Genomic DNA, 24,910 nt, shown 5'->3' with positions numbered 1-24,910 from the left:
ATCCTCCCACCTATTAAGGGAATTGAATCAGCCGAGAGCCCTGCAATCAAGGGCGAGTTTTTCAACAAAATACGCCCCTTCTAGCCAGGGCAGATCGTCATGCAGCGCCGGACGTGAGCGGTGACTATGTCCCCTTGAAGCAGACCATTCGATCCCAAGAGCGATGACGCTTCGTGTATTCGTAGCTGGTGTTGAGCCCAGCACCCCAGGAAGCCCCCTGGAGGCGTCACTCAGGTCTGATCTCGCGCTGGTGGCGAGCAAGAAGCGCGACCAGTCTTCGGCCGGAAATCACCTTCTGGCGCTTGAGGTGGATGAGGCCCCGTTCGACCGGGTCGAGGTCAACGTCGTCTCCACAGACGCGAGCAATGGTGTCGGCGTAGACATCTGTTGCTGTGACGGGCACCTGACAATTTCTCCGCCGCTGATATCGGCTGAGGATCGTAGCGACAGCTTGCGTCGGCTTAATGGTCTTCATTGAAGTTCCCACTGCTTCTAAGCGACCTCGTGTCCAGGGTCGCACAATCGCAAGCCAGCCCCACTGCACCATGCTCAGGTTCATATAGGGAGGGCACAACGGCCCTCTGCCGGATCCGCCGCTTCATGCCATGAACCACACATCCACCCTATACGCAAAAGGCGCCGGAGCATCAGCCCCGGCGCCTCTATCAACGTCCTTCAGAGAGCAGCCCAAGGGCACGAGGCGGTACGTTTCGCCCTTGACACCCCTTGCGCAGACTTATGCTTCCGTTTGCGCATTCATCTGCTTTCTATGACTTGCCTCGCCGAAGCGATCGGCCTCTCAGTCCAGTGGCGTCAACAAGCGCAGATGGCGCGCCGTCTAAGTGGACCCATCCGAGATCTTATGGCCGGTCCGAGCGCCTCACTGGACCGGCTGCCTGGAGGAATGATTAAAAAGCCGAGTGAAGGTGGGATGCATCCCAGCCCTTCGAAACAGACCTTGGCTGCCCCATATGGTCTCGTCATCCGAAATTTGGCCCGATCAATACGAGAGGGTGCGACATCAACATATGGAGAAGGCGCCCAGCGGGCGCCCTACATCTTGCTCGAAGCTTAGCTTCGCGGGATCCTTGCCCCGATTTCGAGACAACTTTGCCCCGATTTTCACCCTCTGTAAGTCGGGCCAAAGTTGTCTCGATGTGATCTGAAAAACTACCTATATTCAATGGGTTAATTTGCGCCATTTTGGACCAGGAGCAAGGATCTCGCGAAAATCAGGGTAAGATCCCGCGAGGCCTTGAAATCAAAAAGGAAAAGCCCGCCGAAGCGGGCTTGATCTTCAGATCTGCGATGTCTGTTCAGGCTGCGTTTTTCGCGCAAACCAAGGCGCCGACATCGACCACGATGCCGCCGACTCCTGTTCGGTCAGGACTTCGAAATGCCGGGATTTTCCCCTGAAGTACTTCGGTGAAGAGGCGTTCGAAGCGACCCGCCCCACGCTGGCAGGCGTAAGAAATCGGGTGGAAATCTCGATCGCTGGAGCGATCAACTTCTGGCAAACAGGCAATCCTAGCCAGCAGCTCATCCAGATGCTTCCGGCCGAAGACAACATGGCGGACTGAGCCAGGTCCGGATCTGGGCACTAACGGCAGAACGATCCCTTCGCGATAGAGGATTTCGACCTGGCGTTTCGATGCCCCAAGATACTCAGGGACATCACGTAAGGGGACCGCGGTCTTGAACGCCTCGACCATCGGAACCGCGGTGGCCGCTTCGAAGACCATCCTCCCGCAGTCAACCTCGGTCGTATTGGCGGGGATCTCCCCGAGCTTCTTCAGGAGGCGCGACAGACGCGGACGGTCAATCCCGACAGCGGCGGCCAGGCTGTAAAGGGTGTGATAGCGCCGTTTGGTGATCTCTACACCCAGAACCGTGGTGCCGGGCTCCACAGCGGATTGCTTCACGATATGGTTTCGAAGGATGTCGCGGATCGGACCCGGATCAATCGAATTGCTCCGGCGGTCCAACCAGTCGAAGAGTGCGCCATAGTAGGCTAAAGCACCCGCCTGCACGGCATTGGCGGGAGACGTCTTGCGGATGGTGTCCAGAGCTTCCTCAACTGAGTCAGCACCTTCACTGTAGATCGAGAAACCGACATCCGTGGCTTCCTCGGTCTCTGCCGGGGACAGCTTGGACAGCTTGACCTTGTGGCCATGCTGTAGGACGCCGCCAATCATTTCGGACGCGGCCAGAACCTGTTCGAGTGTCTGATCAGCCAGCCATGATGTCTCAGGGATACCATCCCCCGCCAGCCGCCCGCGCAGCCAGTCGAGATAGGAAAGAGTTTCTTCGGTGGCGTTCACGGGCACCGCAATGGGCACCTCATTCAAGGCGACCCTGAGGCTGGTCGCAACTGCGTTGCTCGTCGGCGTAAGCCAGACCCCATGCCTGTCGCATCGCTTCACATGGCGGAAGCCCCAGATCAGGCGAAACTTCCAATCCGTCGGGCTGCCGTCTTCGACAAGGCAGGCGGGGCAATAGCGCTTGGCCTGCGGCAAGAGGAAGGATTTCGAGGTCGGCTCCCCACGGAACTCACCACCGCGCTGAAACACCCGAATGGCGTTCCGATGGAGATCGGCGGAGGGGTGTCCGGTTGCCTCTGCCAGACCGGCCACGGCTTCAGGGCGGCCGGAAACGAAGTGCTCATGGTGGATGCCGCAGTCCTTGAGGAGCCGCTCCATCCCACGACCGGTGTGGTACATGGACAGGCGATCAGCGTAGGATGGCAGGGTCTCTTGCGGATCGAAGGGCAGCATCGGCGACAGCATGGTCACTGTCCCCACCCGATGGCCTGCAACTCCCGCTGAACAGCCTCCCAGTCTGTCGCGCGGAAAGGCGTGACACCGACGCACTTGTCGGTCTTGCGAAAGACGGCCTCGGCCCGCTCCAGCGAGATTTCTTCCCATTTGCGGGTGACGGCGTCAGCCAAAATCCTCTTGCCAAGCTCGATACTGCGCCCGATCTGGCCGTGCCTGGCAAGTAGGATGCGTTCGGCAAGGGCACTATCGTCGGGGATGGTGAGCCCAAGAAACTTGGCGGAATACGCGATGTTCTTCGAAAAATTAGACGCCGCCTTGCTGCCCGGCTGGATATCGCCAAGGTGGAATTCCTGAAACCGGCGGAAGGTCTCTCCGGTCGGCTCGGACAGGATGGTATCCCGAAGGCTGGGAACACCAGCAATGATCAGGGCCACGCCGCCTGCAGACTGCATGATGTGCTTCAGGGACTGGATGGCCCCGGGCACATCACGACCTGGCCCTGGCCGAAAGATGTGGTGACATTCGTCGATGATAATCGTCCGGATCCCCACAAGGGCCAGGCGATGCATGACCATCTCCCAGGCGTCGGACGAACGCAGCCGGGAAACGACACGCCGGTAGCCCGTCCTCGCCAGGATCAGTTCTGCCAGCTTCTTGATGGTCGCGTCAGGCGGAACCGTAATATAGAGAGTGTTGCCCTCCTGTGTGTCGGTCATCTCGGTGAGGACGAGGTTCATGCGCAGCATCCGCTTGAGGAGCGCGGTCTTCCCATCCCCAGACCGTCCCAACACCATGAGCCCCCCACTTTCCCCGGTCAGCGGGTCGATCCGGGGCTGGGCCGTCATGCCCCCTTCGTCATCAATCTCGAAGAGGTCGAACAACTGATCCTCGAGTTCGTCCTCCACGCCGAAGCGCCAATAGCGCGCCTTCAGCCAGGAAGTCTTTTCGGTGATCGTTGTCGGCATCGCAGTCGCAGTCTTGCCCATAATCTCAGTTACTCCATCGTATGGTCGTTGCTGTCCTGTGTGGCGTGCTCGATCACAGGTGCCTTTTCGTCTTGGGTGGTGGGGGTGAGGGGCGCGATGTCGGACGTCTCACCGAGGTCACCCATCAGGTCGCGATACTCGCCCGCCTTGCGGCGGCGCTCCGCGGTGTCTGCGTGGCGCATAAAACGCTGTTCCTCATAAGCGAGGTCGTCGGCAGTTTTCGGCAGGGTGATGAGGCCGACCAGCCGCTTCAGGCGATAAGACTCGCGATTGGCGCTGTTGATCCAGTTGCGACGAGTGCGCTTCTCAATGTCGTCTTCATCGGTCTCTTCGGCTTGCTCTGCGATCAAGTCGAGTTCGGTCTTGCCGATCCATTTCTCATCGCATGCCGGCACGGTCAGCCAGAGGCCTTTGTCTGCGCGGACCGAGATGGCGCCGATATCTCCATCCCAGCGCAGGATCTCGACGTCATCCACCTTCTCGCGGAGGAACATCGTCATGAGCGCGTCCGACTGGTAGTCGATGTGGTGAACCCGTACGCCTTTTCGGGACAGCTTACGACGCGACCTGACGCCGAAGACTTCGCGCATTTCGGCACTGGTCAATGACCGGGGCGGGCATTCTTTGCGCGCCTTCTCCCACGCCTTGGCCGGGGTCATGCCGATCCCGTCGTGTTTCCTGGTGTGATAGGCATCAACCACCCAGCGGACGAGCCAACAGAGGAACGTTTCGAGCGTCAGAGTAGCGCGAGCGCCACCATCGTTTTCCCCACGCTCGACAACATTGCTAAACGCACGCCCAGAGAAGCGGAGAAGCAGGTCGCTGTGAACTGTCCGGAAAACACGTTCGATAAACGGCTTCAACCAAGGCTTGCCTGCAGGACAGCCGAGGTTGGTGATGCCGAGATCTGCGAGGATGTCATATGCGTCGTCCGTGATGTACTTGTCACCTCGGTCGAACACGATGGCTTCCGGCGCGCCTGCCATGGGCCAGCCGAACGTCGCACCAGCCGCGTCGGCAACTGGGGACTTGTCCATGTAGACCATCTCCAGCGTCTGGGCGAGCGGGCTCTCGACGCCATTTGGCACGATCTGCAGGGCCAGGAAGCAGCGGGTGTGAACGTCGATGGCGCCGGACAGGGTGACGCGACATGCCCTTCCGTCGAGACCGATCAGATTCTTAATGGACTGAGGCAGGTGGTCGAAGAGTTCAGTTTCCTTCATGAGAACGAAGAGGTCGACCGTGTACTCGTCGACCTCGACGCGCTCCAGAGCGCGCGAAGTCTCGACCCCCATGCCGAGGGTGTGAAGGTCCTTGTATGCCTGATCACGACTCTTCCTGCGCAGGGCATGATCCATTGGCGCAAGCTCTCGGATCTTGTCTGCGATATACCCGTACCCGGGACGCTTCAGCTTGGCTGCCGGGACTGGCAGTCGTTCACGGCGCTCGTTTTCGGCGTCGATTGCGGATTGAACGCTTTCGACAAAGGACTTCACCGTTGGACGCTCTTGGTCCCAAAGCATGTGGAGGTGACGCTCGATGAAGGTATCGGTGGCATCGTCATAGCGTTTGTACTGGCCGCAGTTGCGATACTTGTCGAACAGGCCATCATCGCCGTCGATCTTCCAAGCCCAATACCATTTCCACATGGTATGCCCGCACTTGAACCCCTGGTGGAATTCGACTGCGCGCTCGTAGTGCTTTTTGCTTTTTTGGACCCTGGCCCCGCCCCGTTTCGCTTCGCGCATGGACAGGGCGGCCAGGTACTCACTGTAACACTTGGCACCGTTCGCCACGATGCTCACGATCTTGTTGCAGAAGTCATCTCGAACAAGATCGAGTTCGCCAGCATCCAACATATCTTGGATCGCCAAGACATGCTGCTTACGGAACTTCTGACGGGCGACCTCTGTCACGACACGCTCGCTGCGACGGATCCGCTCGCGGGCCGTCGGCTGTGCCAGAGGACGTTTCAAGATCTGCAGCGTGCCGTAGTTGTTGTCCGTGACAACGGCGTCGTAGCCATAAATGCTGACCGCGCTCTCGTGGCACTCGCCACCGTCGGGATCGCACCATTCCTCCCAGAAGACATGATAGCCTTCCGGGCGCAGTTCGAGCACGCGGCCTTTCCGAACGCCGATCTGAAAGTCGCAACCCTTTTCGAGAAGGACCTTGATTTTCTTCTTGAAGGGGAAGGCCATCAGGCAGACTCCCCTCGAACGATCATGGTGCGCCCAGTGATCTTGTGCGGGCAAAACAGCTTCGCGTTGCCGAACCGGATGGCTCGTGCGACGCTGCGAAAGCCCTCTCCGGCGACGCCAATGCCGGTGAGGAAGTCAGCAATGCTGATCGGACCTTCAAGAGAACGCAGACACTTGCGGACGTAGGCATCAAGTGCTGGCTCAGGGTCGCGCGCCGAGTGAAAGAGCTTCGCATTGTGCAGCTCGATGGGATTGATGTTCCGTTCGGTGACAGTCCGGACATCATCGCAGATATTGCCGATGGCCGCCTGGCGGATGCAGGCCATCGTCGTACGATACATGTATGTCTGCGCGATACGTTCCGGCTTCACCGAAATGCAGACGCGGCGACCACCTTGGAATGTCACCCTGAAATCGAAGAAGTGCTCCGAAGGCTTACCGTTGGGCAAGACGAACGGCAGCGATGCCAGCTGTTCTTCAATGTCCAGGAAGTCAGGACGGTAGATGAAGCACAGGGCAGCGTTGTGTTCATACAAGCTCGCGAAGCCGAGACGCTGTCGGCTCTCACCCCGGTGGAAGACCAACTCGCCGACGAAGTGCTTTTTCGTCGACTTAGGGATCGCGCGTTTTGCGCGACTGCGGAGAGGCTTGCGCGGTTGCGGATTGTGGGGAGCCTCGCTCTTGACGGAGCTGTTCTCGTCCATCTGAGTGCTCGAGAAGACCGATCCGTTCACGTGGGTTGTGGAGGAATGGTTGATAGAGTTGTTCTCGTCGTTCTGCATTAGTTCTTCTCTCTAGGCACAGGGAGACCGGTCCCGATCCACTCAGAATCCGGTTGGCCTGCATGTCGTATTGATGGGGTGAAGTTCAGGCGGGCGGCGGGTTCGATGCATGACACATCACCCGAGCGCTCAGGCCGCCGTTGGGTATCAAGAAAGTTTCAGGCTCAGGCATATCTCCATCGGTCCGCTGCGGCGGTGCCGCGCGGGTAAGTTTGTCGATAGAGGGCGAGGTCCAAAGTTGCCGTGGTGCCTTGAGGCATCTATGTTCGGCGCATTACTAGGGCGGACCCGCCCCAACTTTCAGCGCGCGCCCGAGTGGCGCGCGTTTTTTCGTTTCTGGTCGCTGCCGCTGATGTTTCCTTTCTGTTGGTCAATGCGAGCGATCATGATTTCAGGGCCGGCGAAATCTCACAATTACGCCAACAGGTCAATCAATTCCTTGATTTTATTGAATTATTCCAGATAACAAAGCTTGCTTTTGATTTTCGCAAACTCAGGTCGAAGCACCACTCGGCGTCCTTCTCGCCAGCTTTTTGGGGCGTCGCTTCCTAGACAGAATATCAATGGCGCTTCACCTATGGAACCTGCCCAGCTGGCAAAGGTGTGGATTGACTGTCTCGATAACTCAATGCGGAGATTGGCATGTCGAACACCCTTTGCAGTTAGTTTGCGATCCGATGATAGAACCAAAGAAGCTCTTCGGAGCTACCTACAGGGACGTTGCTCGGCGCGGAGACCGCTGAGCCCACAGCGACACAACGACCGAGCAGTCCTCCATCGGGTTGCAACAGTTCACTTAAACTCTTCCTCTTAAGGGCGTGCGCCGCGGCATATGAAATTCCAAGAACGTCTCTCAGGTCATGCCCCGTCGGGTAGTTTAGGTCTGGGTGATGGGCATTGTACCTGATCAGGAGCTCGGCTGCTCTAAACCAGCTCAACAAGTTAACGTGGCTGCGATGGAAAATGGAATGTGACTGAGCCGAAAATTGGAGAAGGCATGACTTGCAGTAGAAGTTCTGCCGCGTCTTCAGAAATCCCACGATTGCATTTTCGCACTTCGGACATCGCACTCCGTCCGGCCAGCGTGTGGCAATAAGGCGGTTTCGGCACGCTCGCTCGGTCGGCCATGTCCCTGCAACGCCTGCTTCGGGCAGGCGCAAGAGAAGTCTAATCATGTGTAAACGGCGCTTGGCCAACGGGGAAAGGTCTTTAGACATACCCTACCGAATATTGGAGGTTTCTGTCAGCTCCACCCCCTTCAACGCCAAAGAAACTTGGCGCGCCTCAAGTCGGCACCAAGAAATAGCCTTGAATCGTCTCTTTGCTGGATCAGGTGATATCTGGCCAGATCAGGCTTGTCTCGGGTTTGACAACCTGCAGATTTGTGCCTGTCACGGGAACAATCTCTCAAGGTAATAAACCGCGAAAAACTCTCTAAAAAACGAGGCAAGTACTCGGAGCTTCTGAGATCGATGCGATGCGATAGCCCCTGTCCTGGATGCGAATTTGCAATTCGCAAAGCAGTGTCCAGAACTCAAAAATTGCAGCACGTCGAGCGATTTTGCGAGAATCGAAACTTGCGAAAAAGTAATAAAAATCAAATAGATGTACTCCCTCCTCCGAATCGGGCAGAAGCTAGCGCGCTCCAGAATCACTGCTCATCGAAGGGGAAATGGCAAACCGTATTAGGTACTCACTACTAAGTCCGCTTTAGGGAACACTACGGTGATCCACGAAGCGAGTCGCGCCTGCAATTGACGAGATCCAGCGATCTTCAATTGCCGCATCGAACTAACCGCAAACAGTACTCTCCCCTAATAACCAGCACCACGTGTTGCGGCCGGATAATTTCCAGCCGTATGTCTATCCGTGCTCATGAGCATGGTCTCAATACTTCTTGAAAGGACCACCATGACTAAAATCAAGTTTATCGATGCCCGTTTCCCCGACGGAGACCTGGACGAGATTGGTATCAAGCGCCGCTTCGAGGAACACCTTCGAAAGCTCAGAGCTGTGCGTGACGGGGTGACGCCCCACGCGCCGGGAGACTTCGCGGACGCCCTCCGTTGGGAAGGTGATTTGAGCGAAGTGCAGATTTCCAGCAATGACCGAAAGAAGATCCTTCGCAGGGCGCAGTACCTTGTGCAGCGCCGAACCGCTTTATCCGGCACCAGCCATCTTTCCAGTGACGACAAGCGCAAGTTGGCGGTGCTCCGCAACGGTGTGGATCTTGTCGAGATCAAATCCGAACACCGCGCCGATGAGATCGCTGCCGCGATACACGCGGATATGCCCTGGATGACGCCCGCGACCGACTTCCTCTGGAAGGCGATGCGTCGGTCCGTTAACGTTGGCGAGCCGGGGTTCCGCTTGCCACCCGTTCTCCTCGACGGACCGCCGGGGATCGGCAAGAGCATGTGGTCTCGCCAGCTTGGTCGGCATCTGGGAGTGCCGCGCTCCGCGATCGAGGGTACGGCCGAGCAGGCGTCCTTCGTAGTCAACGGATCGCAAAAGGGCTGGGGTAACACCTTCCCAGGGCGTCCCATTCAAACCATCCTCCAAAGCCTCTGCGCAAACCCAATTATCGTGATCGACGAAATAGAGAAGGCGGGCAAACCGACTTCCACGACCGGACAGACCTACGGGCTGCAGGAAGGGTTGCTCCCCCTTCTGGAGCGATCTTCGGCAGCCACCTGGAAGTGCCCATATTTTCAGATCAACTTCGACATGTCCTGGATCAGTTGGGTCCTGACCTCCAACTCCTTGGCCACTTTGTCAGCGCCGTTTCTCAGCCGCCTTGATGTTCTTCGCCTCTCGCAGGTTTCATGCGCCCATTTGATCGAGTTTGCCCGTCGGGAGGGGCAGAAACGCGGACTAAGCCAGCCCTCTGTTGACGCCTTGGCCGAGGCGCTGGAAACCGCCTGCCGGACCACCCAGTTGAACTTGCGTCACGTGATCAGGATGCTGGAGAGGGGACAGGTGTTGGAGGCGGCGGGGACGCGTCACTGAGTGGGCATGCAAATTGTAGGCGCAAGTTAGAGCGAAAAAGCTATAGGAAGGCCCAAGAGATTTTCGCAAGCCCTTGCAGGTGCATAATTTTCGTATGACGTGTGTAAGCTTCACGAGAGGTGCTGACGGGTGGTGATCAGGGCTGGATGACCCTTTCGAGATCAAGCCATTACGATAAGGGGGACTATCGTGAATTTTGTGCGCTGACGTGGTAACTGCTCGAAGAGGAGAGCCACGTATGAGCATCGACAAAGACCTGCTGGACCGCCTGATGGAAGGACGTTCACCCGGCAACCTGCACTGCAACTCGCTCGCGCAAACCTCGCCGCTCTCCAACCGCTTTTCATCTCGGGCCCGCGCGGCGGCCTTCTGTCTGGCTCGAACTTTGATGGAGAAGGTCATCGTGGCATCTATCGCGTAAAATGTCGCATCCGCTTCTGACCATGATAAGGTGAGAAACACATGGGCTGCAAATCCCGGTGCTCAATCGCAGATATCCTGAGAGAAACTCGATTATCCAGATCGCGCGAACTTGCATAAAGCACTGATACGTCTCATTCTATGGTTGATTTACACCAAGGTGCTTCATGTCGACTGCCGTTAATCAGAACCCCGAGCAATTGGCTCGAGACCGAATTGACGAATTACTCCGTGCGGCGGGCTGGGTCGTGCAGGACAAGTCAGCCATCGACTTCGGTGCAGGCCTCGGGGTCGCCGTTCGAGAGTATCAGACAGATATCGGCCCCGCGGACTATGTGCTGTTCGTTGATCGATCTGCCGTCGGAGTCGTCGAAGCAAAGCCTGAGACATGGGGCGAGAAGCTGACAACGGTCGAGGATCAGTCCTCCGGATATGCGAACGCTCGGTTGAAATGGGTCAGCGACGCGGGGCCGTTGCCCTTCGTGTACGAAAGCACCGGCACGATCACAAGGTTTACCGATGGCCGGGATCCGTCGCCGCGGTCTCGCGAGGTCTTCACTTTCCACAGGCCGGAAACCCTGAAGTCTTGGTCGAATGCTCCGTTTTCATTCAGAACCGGACTGAGCAAGCTGCCAAAACTGAACACCGATGGCCTTCGCGACTGCCAGATCACGGCGATCACCAACCTCGAGACATCTCTCCAGGCCGGGAAGCCGCGAGCTCTCGTCCAGATGGCGACTGGGTCAGGAAAGACCTTCACCTCCATCACCCAGGTCTACCGCCTGCTGAAACACGCCGGTGCGCACCGCATCCTGTTCCTTGTCGACACAAAGAACCTTGGCGAACAGGCCGAGCAGGAGTTCATGGCCTATGTCCCGAACGACGACAACCGCAAGTTCACCGAGTTGTACAACGTTCAGCGTCTCACGTCGCCTTCGATGGCTGGCGATACCCAGGTCGTCATTTCCACCATCCAGCGGATGTATGCCACACTGAAAGGCGAGGATCTCGACGAAAGCCTCGAGGACGAAAATCCAGCGGAACAGAAGTTTCGGCCCAAGACGCCGAAGCCGGTCGTCTACAACCCCAAGCTCCCGCCCGAGACCTTCGATGTCGTGGTGATCGACGAATGCCACCGCTCCATCTACAACCTCTGGCGCCAGGTCATCGAATACTGGGATGCCTTCCTTGTCGGCCTGACCGCCACACCGGACAACCGCACCTTCGGCTTCTTCAAGAAGAACGTCGTCAGCGAATACACCCATGAGAAGGCCGTCGCCGACAAGGTGAACGTCGGCAACGAGGTCTACATCATCGAGACCAAGGTCACCAAGGGCGGCGGCAAGGTGCAGGCCGAACAGCTGGTCGAAAAACGCGAACGGGCAACCCGTGCAAAGCGTTGGGAAACCCAGGATGTCGACGAAGCCTATGCCGCCACACAGCTCGACCGCTCCGTTGTCGCGCCGGACCAGATCCGCACCGTCATTCGCACCTTCCACGACCAGTGGCGCGATATCTTCCCGGGCCGCAACGAACTCCCCAAAACCCTTATCTTCGCCAAGACCGACAGCCACGCCGACGACATCATTCAGACCGTCCGCGAGGAATTCGGCGAGGGCAACGAGTTCTGCCGTAAGATCACCAACGGCGCGAAGAACCCGAAATCCTCGCTCACCTCGTTCCGCAACGAATACTACCCGCGCATCGCCGTCACCGTGGACATGATTGCCACCGGCACCGATGTGAAGCCGCTCGAATGTCTCCTCTTCATGCGCGACGTGAAATCGAAGAACTACTTCGAGCAGATGAAGGGCCGCGGCACCCGCGTAGTCAAACCCGATGACCTGAAAAAGGTCTCCCCCTCCGCCACCGCGAAAACCCATTACGTCATCGTCGATGCGGTGGGCGTCACGAAATCGGTTAAGACCGCCAGCCAGCCGCTCGACAGCAAGCCCTCGATCCCGTTCAAGGATCTCGCCATGAACCTGATGATGGGCGACCGGACCGAGGAAACCGTCAGCTCCCTCGCAGGGCGTCTGGCGCGTCTGGATCACAAGTTGACGCCCGAAGATCAGGAGAAGGTCACCGAACTGGCAGGCAAGCCTCTGTCCGCCGTCATCCGCGACCTCTTCGATGCCATCGACCCGGACAAAGCCGAGGCCGACGCCATCGCCGCTGGCCACCCCGAGCCCGACGATGCCGCCATGAATGCCGCGCGCGAAAACCGCATCAAGCAGGCCGCTAACGTCTTTACCGGCCCGCTGATCAACACGCTCGACACGATCCGCCGCGATACCGAGCAGACCATCGACCATGATACCATCGACGAGGTGATCGCTGCCGCATGGGCGGGCGACGCGGATGAGAATGCCAAGGCCATCGCGCAGGAGTTCGAGGACTACCTCAAGGAACACCGCGACGAAATCGAGGCGCTGACCATCTATTTCGACACGCCCGCCCGCCGGGCCGAGGTCACCCTGTCGATGATCAAATCCGTGCTGAAGAAACTGACCGAGGATCGCCCCCGCCTTGCGCCGCTCAACGTCTGGCGCGCCTTTGCGCATCTGGATGACTACAAGGGCGAGACGCCGAATGGCGATCTGACAGCCCTCGTGGCGCTGATCCGGCGGGTGACGGGGCTGGATGACAAGCTGACGCGGAATTCCGACCGGGTGCGCCGCAACTTCCAGAACTGGATCATGCAGCGCCACTCCGGTGCGGGCGCCAAATTCAGCGACGCCCAGATGGACTGGCTGCACATGATCCGCGATCACCTGATCAGCTCTTTCACCATCGAGCGCGACGATCTGGAACTGGCCCCCTTTGACGGCAAGGGCGGGATGGGGCAGATGTATCACCTCTTTGGCGATCAGATGGAGGACGTCATGACCGAGATGAATGAGGCGCTGTCGGCATGACGGAACTACCCAGTTCGTGGACTACCTGCCCAATTGGCGAAGTGCTTGTGTCCGTAGAAATGACGGCGAAAGATGAACCGGATCGTGAGATCTGGTATGTTGATATTTCCAGCATCGACAATCAGAGCAACAAGGTAGTCGACCCGAAAAGGATGGCACTATCATCGGCGCCATCGAGAGCGCGGCAAAAAATCATCGCAGGCGACACTCTTTTCTCAACTGTACGGCCGTATCTCAGGAAGATTGCGGCAGTCCCGGAAAAGTATGATGGCGAAATTGCATCTACTGGCTTTGCGGTCCTGCGTCCTGCCGAAGGTATTCATCACCGATACATCTTCTATAAGTCTGTTTCGCACGATTTTGTCTCGGCGCTTACCGGCGAGCAATATGGCGTCAGCTATCCTGCGGTTAAGGAAGAACAGGTCCGATCACAAGAGTTGCAACTTCCCCCGACCAACGAACAACGCCGGATCGTGGAGCGGATCGAGGCGATGTTCGATGAGATCGACCATGGGGTGGAGAACCTGAAGAAGGCCAGAGCGACCCTTGGCCTCTACCGCCAATCCCTGCTCAAATCCGCCTTCGAAGGCCGCCTGACCGCCGACTGGCGCGCCCGCAACGCTGATAAACTGGAAACCCCCGAAACCCTTCTGGCCCGCATCCGATCCGAACGCGACACCCGCTACAAATCCGCCCTCGACGACTGGCAAAAAGCCCTGACCGACTGGCGCGAGAACGGCGAAGAGGGGAAAAAGCCGTCGAAGCCTCGGCTGCCATCCGAAATAGACAAAATTTCAGCGTCCGAACTCGCGGAACTCGAAGAAATCCCCGAAAATTGGCTTTGGGCTCGGCTCGGCGATCTGCTGTGGCTGTCCTCGCAGAATGGAGTTTACAAACCTGCTTCTGATTACGGGAGTGGAACAAGTATTGTCCGGATAGACGATTTTTACGACGGAGAGTTGATCCGTCTATCGGGCTTCAAACGATTAAAGTTGAGTGTTGAAGAGCAGAAACAGTACCAAGTTGAGGTCGGTGACCTTTTGGTAAATCGTGTGAATAGTCTGGATTACCTCGGAAAATGCGCTCCGGTCCCACCCCTCAGCGAAGTAGTGGTGTACGAGAGCAACATCATGAAATGCCACCCGATTTCGACTGGCACGTCAGCTGATTGGATCGCTCGTTATCTTTCTAGTCAACGCGGAAGGGATAGAATCCGAAAGCATGCGAAACATGCAGTGAATCAGGCAAGCATTAACCAGACAGATGTTGGTTTGACTATCGTTTCCATTTGCTCTCCCCAAGAACAAGCCGAGATCACCCGCATCCTCGACGAACGCCTCTCCGCCGCCGATGCGCTGGAGGCCGAGATCGACGCCGGCCTAACCCGCGCCGAAGCCCTGCGCCAGTCCATCCTGAAACAGGCCTTCTCCGGCAAACTCGTGCCGCAAGACACCGAAGACGAACCCGCCGCCGACCTCCTCGCCCGCATCAGGGTCGAGAAGGCCACCAAGCCCAAGAAACGGAGAGCCACCGATGCCTGACGTTATCAGCTTTCAGGATGCCCTCGATGCGACAGAGGGTGAGGACAAGGCGCTTCTGATCGGGAACGGCTTCTCGGCCCAATACTTCAACTACGCCAACCTGCTGGCGGAGACCCAGCTGGAAGAGGGGAGCCCCATTAGGAACCTCTTCGAGGGGCTCGGCACCGTGGACTTCGAAGCTGTGATCCGTGCCCTTGAGGATGCAACGCTTGTAGAGAAGGCCTACAGCAATGATAAACATGCGGCTCAGCTGGAAACTGATGCTCAGAATGTCAGGGAAGCGCTTGTCACGGCGGTGAACGCGACACACCCAGCGCATCGGGAAGACTTGGCCTTCCAATACGAAAGCGCTGCCGCATTTCTCAAAAACTTCGGTACCGTCTTCTCGCTGAACTATGATCTTCTCTTGTATTGGGTCAATTTGGAAAAGCGTCTTTTGAAGGGTGGCTTTGGCCTTGGGGAGGACGTTGATGAAGGTCGATTTAGGGGGCCGTTTCTTGAGGAGTCCTACTGCCATGTTTTCAATCTTCACGGCGGGTTACATCTTTTCCAGAATGAAGTTGGTGATGTTTACAAGGCTCTGAATTACGGCGATGGCGTCATTTCCAATATCTCTGAAGAGATTGCCAGCAGAGGGCGCCTTCCACTTTATGTGGCCGAAGGAACGACTTCTTCGAAGCTAAAGAAAATCAAGTCCGTCGAGTATCTCCGGCATTGCCTTCAAACGCTTCAAGACAATACGGCCGCCGTTTTTGTATATGGGCACAGCGCTGACCCGAATGATGCACATATCTACCACGCCATATTCAATTCCAAGGCCCCGCATGTCTACTTCGGGATTTTCAAGCCGGATGAAGAAAGCATCAAGAGATTGGACGCGGAGCTGGCGAAGTACAAAAAGCTCGGCGGTGACAAAGTCTCCTACAGCCTGTTTGACTCAGAGAGCGCGCATGTCTGGGACGCAGAATAGCATCAGGTCACCGCAAACAACGGTGAGAATTTATAACAGATCATATTTCGATGGTTTTACCAGTATCGGAGCAAAGGTTGGGTCATGAGCACGTTTGACAGCACGAAACTCCCGCTTCCGCAGGTCCTGAAGGATATCACGGATGGGGTCATACAACTCCCTGATTTCCAGCGCGGCTGGGTGTGGGACGACGAGCATGTGAAATCCCTTCTGATCTCGATCGCGCGGTCGTTCCCTGTGGGTGCGGTCATGATGCTGGATACCGGCGGTGAGGTGCGCTTTCAGGTCCGCCCGGTGGAGAACGTCGAATTCAGCGGCGGCTTGCCCGATCCGGAAAGGCTGATCCTTGATGGACAGCAACGCCTGACCTCGCTGACCCAGGTGTTGGCCCTCGACAAGCCGGTGAAGACCTTTGACCCAAAGGGCAAAGCCATTGATCGACACTACTATATCGACATCGCGCTGGCCCTCGAAGAAGATCGGCTGGAGGATGCTTTCATCTCGGTTCCGGCTGATCGGATGATCAAAACGAACTTCGACCGGGACATCGTGATGGACCTGTCGACCACGGAGATGGAGATAAAGAACTTCCACTTCCCATGCTCGCAGATCCTGAGCTCGGACGATTGGGAGGAGGCGCTGCACGAGCACGCGCCGGACCGCTTCGGTGAGTTCATGAAGTTTCGCAAGCAGGTGCTGGCGGCGTTCAGGAGCTACCAACTGCCTGCGATCACGCTCGGCAAAGCGACCTCGAAGGAAGCGGTGTGCCTTGTGTTCGAGAAGGTAAACACCGGCGGCGTCCCTCTGTCCGTTTTCGAACTGGTGACGGCGACCTTCGCCGCCGATAACTTCAATCTCCGGGACGACTGGTACGGCAGCCGGCTTCGGAAGGTCGAGGGCAGGGTCGAACGGTTGTCGAAGGAGCCGATTCTGAAGGGGATTGAACCTGCCGACTTCCTGCAGGCGATTTCCATCCTCCAGAGCTCGGAACGCCGGAAGGCCGACATCGCTGCGGGCAAGACCGGAAAGCAGATCTCGGCCGTCTCCGCGAAAAGGTCGACTGTTCTATCCCTGTCTCTCGACGACTACCAGACCTGGGCTCCCGCAGTGGAGGCCGGCTTCATCCTTGCGGCCAAGTTCATGCGCAAGCAGTGCTTCTTCACAGGGCGGGAACTGCCGTACCGGACGCAACTGGTTCCTCTGGCAGCGGTTCTCTCCCAGATCAAGAACCGTTGGCTGGAGCCGAAGATCTATGACCGACTTTCGAAGTGGTTCTGGTGTGGAGTCCTGGGCGAGCTGTATGGCGGTGCGGTCGAAACGAGGATCGCGAACGACTACGAGGAGTTGATGCGATGGGTGATCGATGGTGGCGAACCCAGTGATACACCGCGTACCATCGGAGATGCCGCGTTCCAGGAGAGCCGCCTCGACACGCTCAGATCCAGAAACAGTGCAGCTTACAAGGGCTTGAACGTGTTGATTCTTCGAGAAGGGGCGAAGGACTTCTTCTGGAAAGCGAGTATTCAGGAACTTGATGGGGAAGACATCGCCCTCGACATTCATCACATCTTCCCGAGGGCGTGGTGCGAGGACGAAGGGATCTCTGCAAACACATTCAACTCCATCGTCAACAAGACCCCGATTTCCTACAAGGCAAACCGAATGATCGGTCGTAAGGCTCCCTCCGAATACCTTGCATCGCTGCAGGCACATAAGCAGGTCGGCCTGGAAGACACCGAGATGGACGCCATCCTCGCTTCGCATCGGATTCCGGTTGCTCAGCTGCGTTCGAATGAGTTCGCGGAATTTTATAAGGTCAGGAAGACGAACCTGCTGCAGCTCATCGAGATCGCCATGGGTAAAGCCCCACAGCTTGATCAATCCAATTCCGATCAGTTGCCTTCTCAGGAAGCCGACCAAGACGAACTCGTGTGAAAGGACACTGAATGAACACCGCACCGATCATTTCCAAGGTCTGGTCCTTCTGCACGACGCTGCGCGATGACGGGGTCGGCTATGGCGACTACCTTGAGCAGCTCACATACCTGATCTTCCTGAAGATGGCGGACGAATATTCGAAGCCGCCCTATAAACGCGATATCGGCGTGCCTGTCGAGTACAACTGGGAAAGCTTGACCGCTTTGGTGGGCGCGGATCTTGAGTCCCACTACGTCAAGGTGCTTCGCGAATTGGGCCAGCAAAAGGGCATGCTGGGACAGATCTTCACAAAGGCGCAAAACAAGATCACCGATCCCGCCAAGCTGTTCCGGCTCATTGCCATGGTCGATGGCACCAAGTGGATCATGCTGGGCGCCGACGTGAAGGGCGACATCTACGAGGGACTTCTGGAGCGGAACGCCGAGGACACCAAATCCGGTGCGGGACAGTATTTCACGCCGCGTTCGCTCATCCAGGCGATGGTGGAATGCGTCCGCCCTGAACCCGGCAAAACCATCGCCGACCCGGCCTGTGGGACTGGCGGATTCTTCCTGGCGGCTCATGATTTCCTGACGGATCCAAATAATCACGCGCTCGACCGTGAACAGAAGGAATTCCTGAAGAACGGGACATTTCATGGGAATGAGATCGTCGCAGGCACGCGTCGCCTATGCCTGATGAACATGTTCTTGCATGGCATCGGGGAGATGGCGGGCGAACCGAGCGTTTCGCCCGCAGACGCCCTAATCTCATCGCCGTCCGACACAGTTGATTTGGTGTTGGCGAACCCGCCTTTCGGCAAGAAAAGCTCGATGACCTTCACAAACGCCGAAGGGGAGCAGGAAACCGAGGATCTGACCTACAACCGGCAGGATTTCTGGGCCACGACGTCAAACAAACAGCTGAACTTCGTTCAGCACATCCGCACCATGCTGAAGACCACCGGGCGGGCCGCAATCGTGGTGCCGGACAATGTGCTGTTTGAGGGCGGCGCGGGCGAAACGATCCGCCGCAAGCTGCTGCAGAACACCGATCTGCATACGATCCTGCGGCTGCCGACAGGGATCTTTTATGCACAAGGGGTCAAGGCGAACGTCATCTTCTTCGACAATCGCAGCGCCAGCAAGGAGCCGCAGACCTCGCAGGTCTGGTTCTATGACTATCGGACGAACGTGCATCACACGCTCAAGCAGAAGCCGATGACCTATGCCCACCTTGAGGATTTCATCGCCTGCTACAACCCGGCGAACAGGCATGAACGCACCGCGACCTGGAGCGAGGACACCCCTGATGGGCGTTGGCGGGCCTATACGCGTGAAGAACTGCTGTCACGCGACAAGGCCAGTCTGGATGTGTTCTGGCTCAAGGACAGTTCCATGACCGATCTCGACAGCCTGCCGGAACCTGACATCCTGCTCGAGGAAATCCTCGAAAACCTAGGCGCAGCGATGGAGAATTTCGCGGCGGTCCGGCAAGCGAGTTGAGGCCGAAGCGGCTTTGCAGCCGCAGAAGCACTCCACCAAAGCGGCGTTCCCAGAAATAGTATGGGCGCCCAGTGGGCGCCCTATATATTGATCGAAGCATGTCTTCGCGGGATCCTTGCCCCAATTTCGAGACAACTTTGCCCCGATTTACACCCTCAATGGGTCCAGGGTCCACGGCGGTTGGTGGCAAAGTTCTCTCCGTAGCCACCAGCACGCAGGTTGGGCTTGCGGGTCTTGGGTTCCTGCACCTCGACCTCTATTCCGTGATCCTTGGCGTATTCCAGCGCCTCTTCCTTGCTGTCAAAGCGCAGGCGCACCTGGCTTTGCGTATCGGAGGAAGACGTCCAGCCCATCAACGGATCGACTTCGCGCGCAGTGGTTGGGACATAGTCCAACACCCACTTTCGCGTCTTGGCCATGCCAGAGGTCATGGCGTTTCGTGCTGGCCGGTAAATCCGCGCGCGCATGGCTGTCTCCTCAAGAAGATTCCTTTGCACCTATATGCGATGGATGCGCGGGCGCGGCAAGATTTCAAATAGATCGTCTTTAAGACGGGTTGCCCTGATGCCACCCCGCCCCGCCACATGCAAAGGCCATCTCGTTTGACTTGCCCCTTGAAGTAGAACAAAAACGGACCAACCTTTCTGTGCGTGCCCGACGAAGGAGTCGCAGATGCCATACGCCCATTCCGACAAGACCCTGCCGATGATGGCTGACCGCGTGCCAGAGCGGCGCGAGAAGCTGGAGGGCGGCAGAAGTTTTGTCATGCACACCGCATTCTCGCCCGCGGGGGACCAACCTACCGCCATCGCGGAGCTGAGCCAGGGGGTGCTGGACGGGGAGCGGGACCAGGTGCTCTTGGGCGCGACCGGTACTGGCAAGACCTTTACCATGGCCAAGATCATCGAGGAGACCCAACGCCCGGCGATCATCCTTGCCCCCAACAAGACGCTGGCGGCGCAGCTCTATGGCGAGTTCAAGGGCTTCTTTCCGGAGAACTCGGTCGAATATTTCGTGTCCTTTTACGACTATTACCAGCCCGAGGCCTATGTGGCCCGCTCGGACACCTATATCGAGAAGGAAAGCCAGATCAACGAGCAGATCGACCGGATGCGCCACTCGGCCACCAGGTCGCTGCTGGAACGCGATGACGTGATCATCATTGCCTCGGTCTCCTGCATCTACGGCATCGGCTCGGTCGAGACCTATTCGGCGATGACGCAGGATCTGGTGGTCGGCAAGGATTATGACCAACGTCAGATCATGGCCGATCTGGTGGCCCAGCAATACAAGCGCAACGATCATGCGTTTCAGCGCGGCTCTTTTCGGGTGCGCGGCGACACGCTGGAAGTCTTTCCGGCCCACCTTGAGGACCGCGCCTGGAAGCTGTCGTTCTTTGGCGAGGAGCTGGAGGCGATCACCGAATTCGACCCGCTCACGGGCGAGCGCACCGGCACCTTCGAAAAAATCCGCGTCTACGCAAACTCGCACTACGTGACGCCAAAGCCGACACTCAATCAGGCGGTGATCTCTATCAAGGAAGAGCTGCGCCAGCGGCTCGACAGTCTCGTAAACGAAGGCAAACTGCTGGAAGCACAACGGCTGGAGCAGCGCACCAATTTCGACATCGAGATGCTGGAAGCCACCGGCCATTGCAACGGGATCGAGAACTACTCGCGCTATCTGACCGGCCGCGCGCCGGGTGAGCCGCCCCCGACGCTGTTTGAATTCATCCCCGACGACGCCATCGTCTTTGCCGATGAAAGTCATGTTTCGGTGCCGCAAATCGGCGGCATGTACAAGGGCGACTACCGGCGCAAGTTCACCCTGGCCGAACACGGGTTCCGCTTGCCCTCCTGTATGGACAACCGACCGCTGAAGTTCGAGGAATGGGACGCCATGCGGTCGCAGTCGGTGTTTGTCTCCGCCACCCCGTCCGCCTGGGAGCTGGAACAGGCCGGCGGCGTGTTCTCGGAACAGGTGATCCGCCCCACGGGCCTGCTGGATCCGCAGGTGGAGATTCGCCCCGTCGACATGCAGGTGGATGACCTGCTGGACGAGATCCGCCGGGTGTCCGAACGCGGCTACCGCACCCTTGCGACGGTGCTGACCAAGCGCATGGCGGAGGATCTGACCGAATACCTGCACGAACAGGGCATCAAAGTGCGCTACATGCACTCTGACATCGACACGCTGGAGCGGATCGAGATCCTGCGCGACCTGCGGCTGGGGGCCTTTGACGTCTTGGTGGGGATCAACCTGCTGCGCGAGGGGCTCGACATTCCGGAGTGCGGGCTGGTGGCCATTCTCGATGCCGACAAGGAGGGGTTCCTGCGCTCCGAAACCTCGCTGATCCAGACCATCGGTCGCGCGGCGCGCAACGCCGATGGCAAGGTGATCATGTATGCGGATCGCATCACCGGCTCCATGGAGCGGGCGATCGGAGAGACCGACCGCCGCCGCGAGAAACAGATTGCTTATAATGAAAAGCACGGCATCACGCCCGAGACGGTGAAGAAGAACGTCGATGATGTTCTGGCCGGTCTTTACGAGGGCGACACTGACATGTCGCGCGTCACCGCCACCATCGACAAGCCGATGCATGGCGCAAACCTCGAAGCGCATCTGGTCGGGCTGCGTGAAGACATGCGCAAGGCGGCAGAAAATCTGGAGTTCGAAGAGGCCGCCCGCCTGCGCGACGAAGTCAAACGGCTGGAAGCGGTGGATCTGGCGATTTCCGATGATCCGCTTGCGCGTCAGTCAGCCGTGGAAGCCGCCGCAGAACAGGCCACAAAAAGTCGCGGACGCTCAACCGCAGGCAAGGCCGGTCAACGCGGTGGGAATGTCAAAAGGCGGGGGAGATGACCCCCGCTGAGGGCTGAGGCCGGGCAAGGCGCAGGGTCACGCGCGCCAGAGTTCGCGAACGGTCGCGAACAAGAAAACGTGTTTCGCCAGCGCGTTGAGGATGTCGTAGACCTGATCGGCGTCCGGGGCACCGACCACCGCGCGACACCAGAAAGGGTCCTCCATGTTTCGCTTAGTACTCGCGGCGCCGCTCTTTCTGGCCGCTCTGACTGCAGCCGCCGATACGGTGCCGACGCAGCCTGACGGTATCTCGGTCATACAGACACGGTTCACCTGCGACCGCGATAGGGTCGTGCCGGTTTCCTTCATCAACGGTGACGACGGCCTCTCTGTGGCGGTCGCACAGATCGACGGGCAGCAAATTGTGATGTCGCAGGTCGTCTCCGGGTCTGGCGTGCGCTATCGTTCCCTCGACGCCGCACGTCCCTACGAGTTGCACAGCAAGGGCAACATGGCCTTGTTTTCCTATGGTTCTGACACCGCGTCCGAAACAATACTGCGCAATTGCGTCGGGAGATGAGTGCGCGACACATACGCGTGACAAGGTCACATCCCAGCAGAGCATTGGCCCATTGCGCGTGATGCATAGCCGCGTGTCACTGATCGCAAAAGCGCAAGTTTCGAGCAGTCTCTGAAGAACAATCTCCCGGCAAGGCGCGCCGCTTTGGATTGTTGTCTCGCCGCGCGCGAAAATTCGTGCAATTTGCCCGGCAACCTGCGTCGCGCGCGAACGCAGGTTCCTGAATTCGGCGCGTTATTGTAATTTGCTCAAAAAACCGACACCTGTGCCGCAACAGCAGACACCAAGGAGTCTCTCTCATGTTCAAATCCACCCTGCGCGCCGCCACATTGGCGAGCCTTCTGGCCGCAACCGCCGTCACCACCGCCCAAGCGGAAGACACCACCCTCACCGTTGGCATGTCCGGCGGCTATTTCCCCTTCACCTTCGTTCGTCAGGATGTCTTGCAGGGGTTCGAGGTCGATGTGATGAACGCCGTCGGCGAAGAGGCCGGCCTGGAGATCGCGTTCGAGACTATGTCCTTTTCCGGCCTGATCGGCGCGCTGTCTGCGGGGCGCATCGATACCGTGGCCAACCAGATCACCATCACGCCGGAGCGCGAGGCAACATTCGCCTTCACCCAGCCTTATGTGTTTGATGGCGCTCAGGTTGTGACACGCGAGGGCAATGACAGCATCGCCAGCGTCGAGGATCTGCGCGGCAAGATCGTTGCGGTGAACCTCGGTTCCAACTTCGAGCAATTGCTGAACGAGCTGCCCTTTGCCGATGAGGTCGAAATTAAGACCTATGAAAGCAACATCGAGCAGGACACCGCACTGGGTCGCGTCGATGCCTTTGTCATGGACCGCGTGTCCTCCGCGCAGCTCATCCAGGAAAGCCCGCTGCCGCTGCAACTGGCCGGTCAGCCGTTCTCGGAAATCCGCAATGCACTGCCCTTCCGCGACGATGCCGATGGCCGTGCGCTGCGCGACAAGGTGGATGCTGCACTGACCACACTGCGCGACAATGGCACACTGACCGAGATTTCGGTCAAGTGGTTCGGCACCGACATCACCTCCAACGCGGCGGAGTAACCGATGCAAGCGCTCGACTTTGAGTACATGCTGGGGCTGGTGCCGGTGATCCTCGGCTATGTGCCGCTGACGCTTGGGATGGCGGCGGCGGGCATGGTCTGTGCGCTGGTTCTGGCCGCATTGCTGGCGGTCGAGCGCGTGATCCGGGTGCCGGTACTGGATTGGCTGGTGGTTCTGTTCATCAGCTTTTTCCGGGGCACGCCGCTTCTGGTGCAGTTGTTCCTGTTCTACTACGGGCTGCCGCAGGTGGTGTCATTCCTTACCCGCATCGATGGGGTGACGGCAGCGATCCTCGGGCTGACGCTGCATTTTGCCGCCTATATGGCAGAATCGATCCGCGCCGCCATCATCGGCGTGGATCGCAGCCAGTGGGAGGCGGCGCAGTCCATCGGCATGACGCAGTGGCAGCTGATGCTGCGGATCATCCTGCCGCAGGCCGCCCGCGTCGCCGCGCCAACTCTGGTGAACTACTTCATCGACATGCTGAAGGGCACCTCGCTTGCCTTCACCCTCGGCGTGACCGAGATGATGGGTGCAGCGCAAAAAGAGGCCGCCGGCAGTTTCCGCTACTTTGAGGCCTTCCTGGTGGTGGCGGTGATCTACTGGGTCATGGTCGAGGCGCTGAGCCAGGGCCAGAAATGGCTGGAAACCTATCTCAACAAGGCGTTTGTGCGATGATTTCGATCACAGGACTGACCAAGACATTTGGCGCAACGCCGGTGCTCGACCAGATCGACCTCGACATTGCCGAAGGCGAGCGGGTGGTGATCATAGGCCCCTCCGGCACCGGCAAGTCGACCCTCTTGCGCTGCCTCAACTTCCTTGATCGCCCAGATGCGGGCAAGATCACCATCGGTGATCTGACTGTTGATGCGGCGCGTGCGCGCAAGGCAGAGATCCTCGGCCTGCGGCGGCGGACCGGCTTCGTGTTCCAGAACTACGCCCTGTTTGCCAACAAGACAGCACAGGAAAACATCATGGAGGCGCTGGTGACCGTGCAGCGTCTGCCCAAGGCCGAGGCCGCGGCGCGCGCGCAGGCCGTGCTGGCGGAGACCGGGCTGGCAGACAAGGCGAACAGCTATCCGGCCGCGCTGTCCGGCGGGCAGCAACAACGGGTTGGCATCGGTCGCGCCATGGCACTGAATGCCGAGCTGATGCTCTTCGATGAGCCGACCTCCGCACTGGACCCGGAGTGGGTGGGCGAGGTGCTTGACCTGATGCGGCGGGTCGCGGAGCAAAAACAGACCATGCTGATCGTCACCCACGAGATGCAGTTCGCCCGCGAGATCGCCGACCGTATTCTGTTCATGCACAGCGGCAAGATCGTCGAGCAAGGCACACCTGCGGAAATCTTCGACGCCCCCCAAGACCCCCGGCTTCAACGATTTCTGGCGCGGGTCAGCGGCTGATCGCACCTGACGGGCCA

At 58.4% G+C, this 24,910-nt stretch carries 21 protein-coding genes; 13 read left to right on the top strand and 8 right to left on the bottom strand.

All coding sequences use genetic code 11. The features are described 5' to 3' along the window. Positions 1–226 precede the first annotated feature (226 nt). The 5 genes from R0J92_RS11380 to R0J92_RS11360 form a co-directional block, all read right to left on the bottom strand. On the bottom strand, positions 227–475 hold the full coding sequence (locus tag R0J92_RS11380) for a hypothetical protein (protein WP_411051759.1): 249 nt from the start codon (positions 473–475) through the stop codon (positions 227–229). An 841-nt stretch (positions 476–1,316) separates the two neighbouring features. Further along, complete coding sequence (locus tag R0J92_RS11375; RefSeq protein ID WP_411051758.1) at positions 1,317–2,786, bottom strand: TniQ family protein; 1,470 nt, start codon at positions 2,784–2,786, stop codon at positions 1,317–1,319. Between the two features lie 2 nt (positions 2,787–2,788). Further along, complete coding sequence (locus R0J92_RS11370) at positions 2,789–3,763, bottom strand: TniB family NTP-binding protein (RefSeq protein ID WP_411051757.1); 975 nt, start codon at positions 3,761–3,763, stop codon at positions 2,789–2,791. 8 nt (positions 3,764–3,771) lie between these two features. Continuing rightward, positions 3,772–5,964: a hypothetical protein gene (locus tag R0J92_RS11365; RefSeq protein WP_411051756.1), complete on the bottom strand. Its 2,193-nt coding sequence runs from the start codon at positions 5,962–5,964 to the stop codon at positions 3,772–3,774. Next, positions 5,964–6,746, bottom strand: a complete 783-nt coding sequence (locus R0J92_RS11360; RefSeq protein ID WP_411051755.1) for a hypothetical protein — start codon at positions 6,744–6,746, stop codon at positions 5,964–5,966. The genes R0J92_RS11365 and R0J92_RS11360 overlap by 1 nt, the downstream gene beginning before the upstream one ends. Positions 6,747–7,061: 315 nt before the next feature. Here R0J92_RS11360 and R0J92_RS11355 point away from each other — a divergent pair, with 315 nt between their 5' ends. Continuing rightward, on the top strand, positions 7,062–7,298 hold the full coding sequence (locus R0J92_RS11355) for a hypothetical protein (RefSeq protein WP_411051754.1): 237 nt from the start codon (positions 7,062–7,064) through the stop codon (positions 7,296–7,298). A 110-nt stretch (positions 7,299–7,408) separates the two neighbouring features. Here R0J92_RS11355 and R0J92_RS11350 read toward each other — a convergent pair whose 3' ends face one another. Further along, entirely contained in the window at positions 7,409–7,921 is a 513-nt protein-coding gene (locus tag R0J92_RS11350) for a transposase (RefSeq protein ID WP_411051765.1), read from the bottom strand. Positions 7,922–8,657: 736 nt separating this feature from the next. Between R0J92_RS11350 and R0J92_RS11345 the strand changes: the two genes are divergently transcribed. The 7 genes from R0J92_RS11345 (at position 8,658) to R0J92_RS11315 (ending at position 19,026) form a co-directional block, all read left to right on the top strand. Continuing rightward, complete coding sequence (locus R0J92_RS11345) at positions 8,658–9,755, top strand: AAA family ATPase (RefSeq protein ID WP_411051753.1); 1,098 nt, start codon at positions 8,658–8,660, stop codon at positions 9,753–9,755. A 238-nt stretch (positions 9,756–9,993) separates the two neighbouring features. Continuing rightward, positions 9,994–10,176, top strand: coding sequence for a hypothetical protein (locus tag R0J92_RS11340; RefSeq protein WP_411051752.1), 183 nt, complete (start codon positions 9,994–9,996; stop codon positions 10,174–10,176). Between the two features lie 166 nt (positions 10,177–10,342). Continuing rightward, the gene (locus R0J92_RS11335; RefSeq protein ID WP_411051751.1) at positions 10,343–13,093 is read left to right on the top strand and encodes a DEAD/DEAH box helicase family protein; all 2,751 of its coding nucleotides are present in this window, start codon (positions 10,343–10,345) and stop codon (positions 13,091–13,093) included. Continuing rightward, positions 13,090–14,634 carry a restriction endonuclease subunit S gene (locus R0J92_RS11330; protein ID WP_411051750.1) on the top strand — a complete coding sequence of 515 codons (1,545 nt, stop codon included), beginning with the start codon at positions 13,090–13,092 and terminating at the stop codon, positions 14,632–14,634. Before R0J92_RS11335 ends, R0J92_RS11330 begins: the two co-directional genes overlap by 4 nt. Then, the gene (locus R0J92_RS11325; RefSeq protein WP_411051749.1) at positions 14,627–15,604 is read left to right on the top strand and encodes a DUF4917 family protein; all 978 of its coding nucleotides are present in this window, start codon (positions 14,627–14,629) and stop codon (positions 15,602–15,604) included. Before R0J92_RS11330 ends, R0J92_RS11325 begins: the two co-directional genes overlap by 8 nt. Before the next feature lie 84 nt (positions 15,605–15,688). Next, complete coding sequence (locus R0J92_RS11320; protein WP_411051748.1) at positions 15,689–17,539, top strand: DUF262 domain-containing protein; 1,851 nt, start codon at positions 15,689–15,691, stop codon at positions 17,537–17,539. Between the two features lie 11 nt (positions 17,540–17,550). Beyond that, positions 17,551–19,026, top strand: coding sequence for an N-6 DNA methylase (locus tag R0J92_RS11315; protein ID WP_411051747.1), 1,476 nt, complete (start codon positions 17,551–17,553; stop codon positions 19,024–19,026). Positions 19,027–19,181: 155 nt separating this feature from the next. On the opposite strand, the gene R0J92_RS11310 is transcribed toward R0J92_RS11315, so the two are convergent. After that, positions 19,182–19,493 carry an ETC complex I subunit gene (locus R0J92_RS11310; protein WP_106165645.1) on the bottom strand — a complete coding sequence of 104 codons (312 nt, stop codon included), beginning with the start codon at positions 19,491–19,493 and terminating at the stop codon, positions 19,182–19,184. Positions 19,494–19,698: 205 nt separating this feature from the next. Here R0J92_RS11310 and uvrB point away from each other — a divergent pair, with 205 nt between their 5' ends. Then, positions 19,699–21,891: an excinuclease ABC subunit UvrB gene (gene uvrB, locus R0J92_RS11305; RefSeq protein ID WP_411051746.1), complete on the top strand. Its 2,193-nt coding sequence runs from the start codon at positions 19,699–19,701 to the stop codon at positions 21,889–21,891. A gap of 36 nt (positions 21,892–21,927) precedes the next feature. On the opposite strand, the gene R0J92_RS11300 is transcribed toward uvrB, so the two are convergent. After that, positions 21,928–22,056 (bottom strand): hypothetical protein, encoded by a 129-nt coding sequence (locus R0J92_RS11300; protein WP_411051745.1) that lies wholly within the window; start codon positions 22,054–22,056, stop codon positions 21,928–21,930. Here R0J92_RS11300 and R0J92_RS11295 point away from each other — a divergent pair. From R0J92_RS11295 to R0J92_RS11280, 4 genes are all read left to right on the top strand, one after another. Further along, a complete protein-coding gene (locus R0J92_RS11295; protein ID WP_411051744.1) occupies positions 22,055–22,411 on the top strand; it encodes an MliC family protein in 357 nt (118 codons plus the stop codon). The genes R0J92_RS11300 and R0J92_RS11295 overlap by 2 nt on opposite strands. Positions 22,412–22,710: 299 nt before the next feature. Beyond that, positions 22,711–23,484, top strand: coding sequence for an amino acid ABC transporter substrate-binding protein (locus tag R0J92_RS11290; RefSeq protein WP_411051743.1), 774 nt, complete (start codon positions 22,711–22,713; stop codon positions 23,482–23,484). 3 nt (positions 23,485–23,487) lie between these two features. After that, complete coding sequence (locus R0J92_RS11285; RefSeq protein WP_106165649.1) at positions 23,488–24,162, top strand: amino acid ABC transporter permease; 675 nt, start codon at positions 23,488–23,490, stop codon at positions 24,160–24,162. After that, positions 24,159–24,893, top strand: coding sequence for an amino acid ABC transporter ATP-binding protein (locus R0J92_RS11280; RefSeq protein ID WP_411051742.1), 735 nt, complete (start codon positions 24,159–24,161; stop codon positions 24,891–24,893). Before R0J92_RS11285 ends, R0J92_RS11280 begins: the two co-directional genes overlap by 4 nt. Positions 24,894–24,910: the final 17 nt, after the last annotated feature.

The organism is Tritonibacter sp. SIMBA_163 (assembly GCF_046535935.1).
Taxonomy (GTDB): Bacteria; Pseudomonadota; Alphaproteobacteria; order Rhodobacterales; family Rhodobacteraceae; genus Epibacterium; species Epibacterium scottomollicae.
This window is presented reverse-complemented; position numbering and strand designations above follow the sequence as displayed.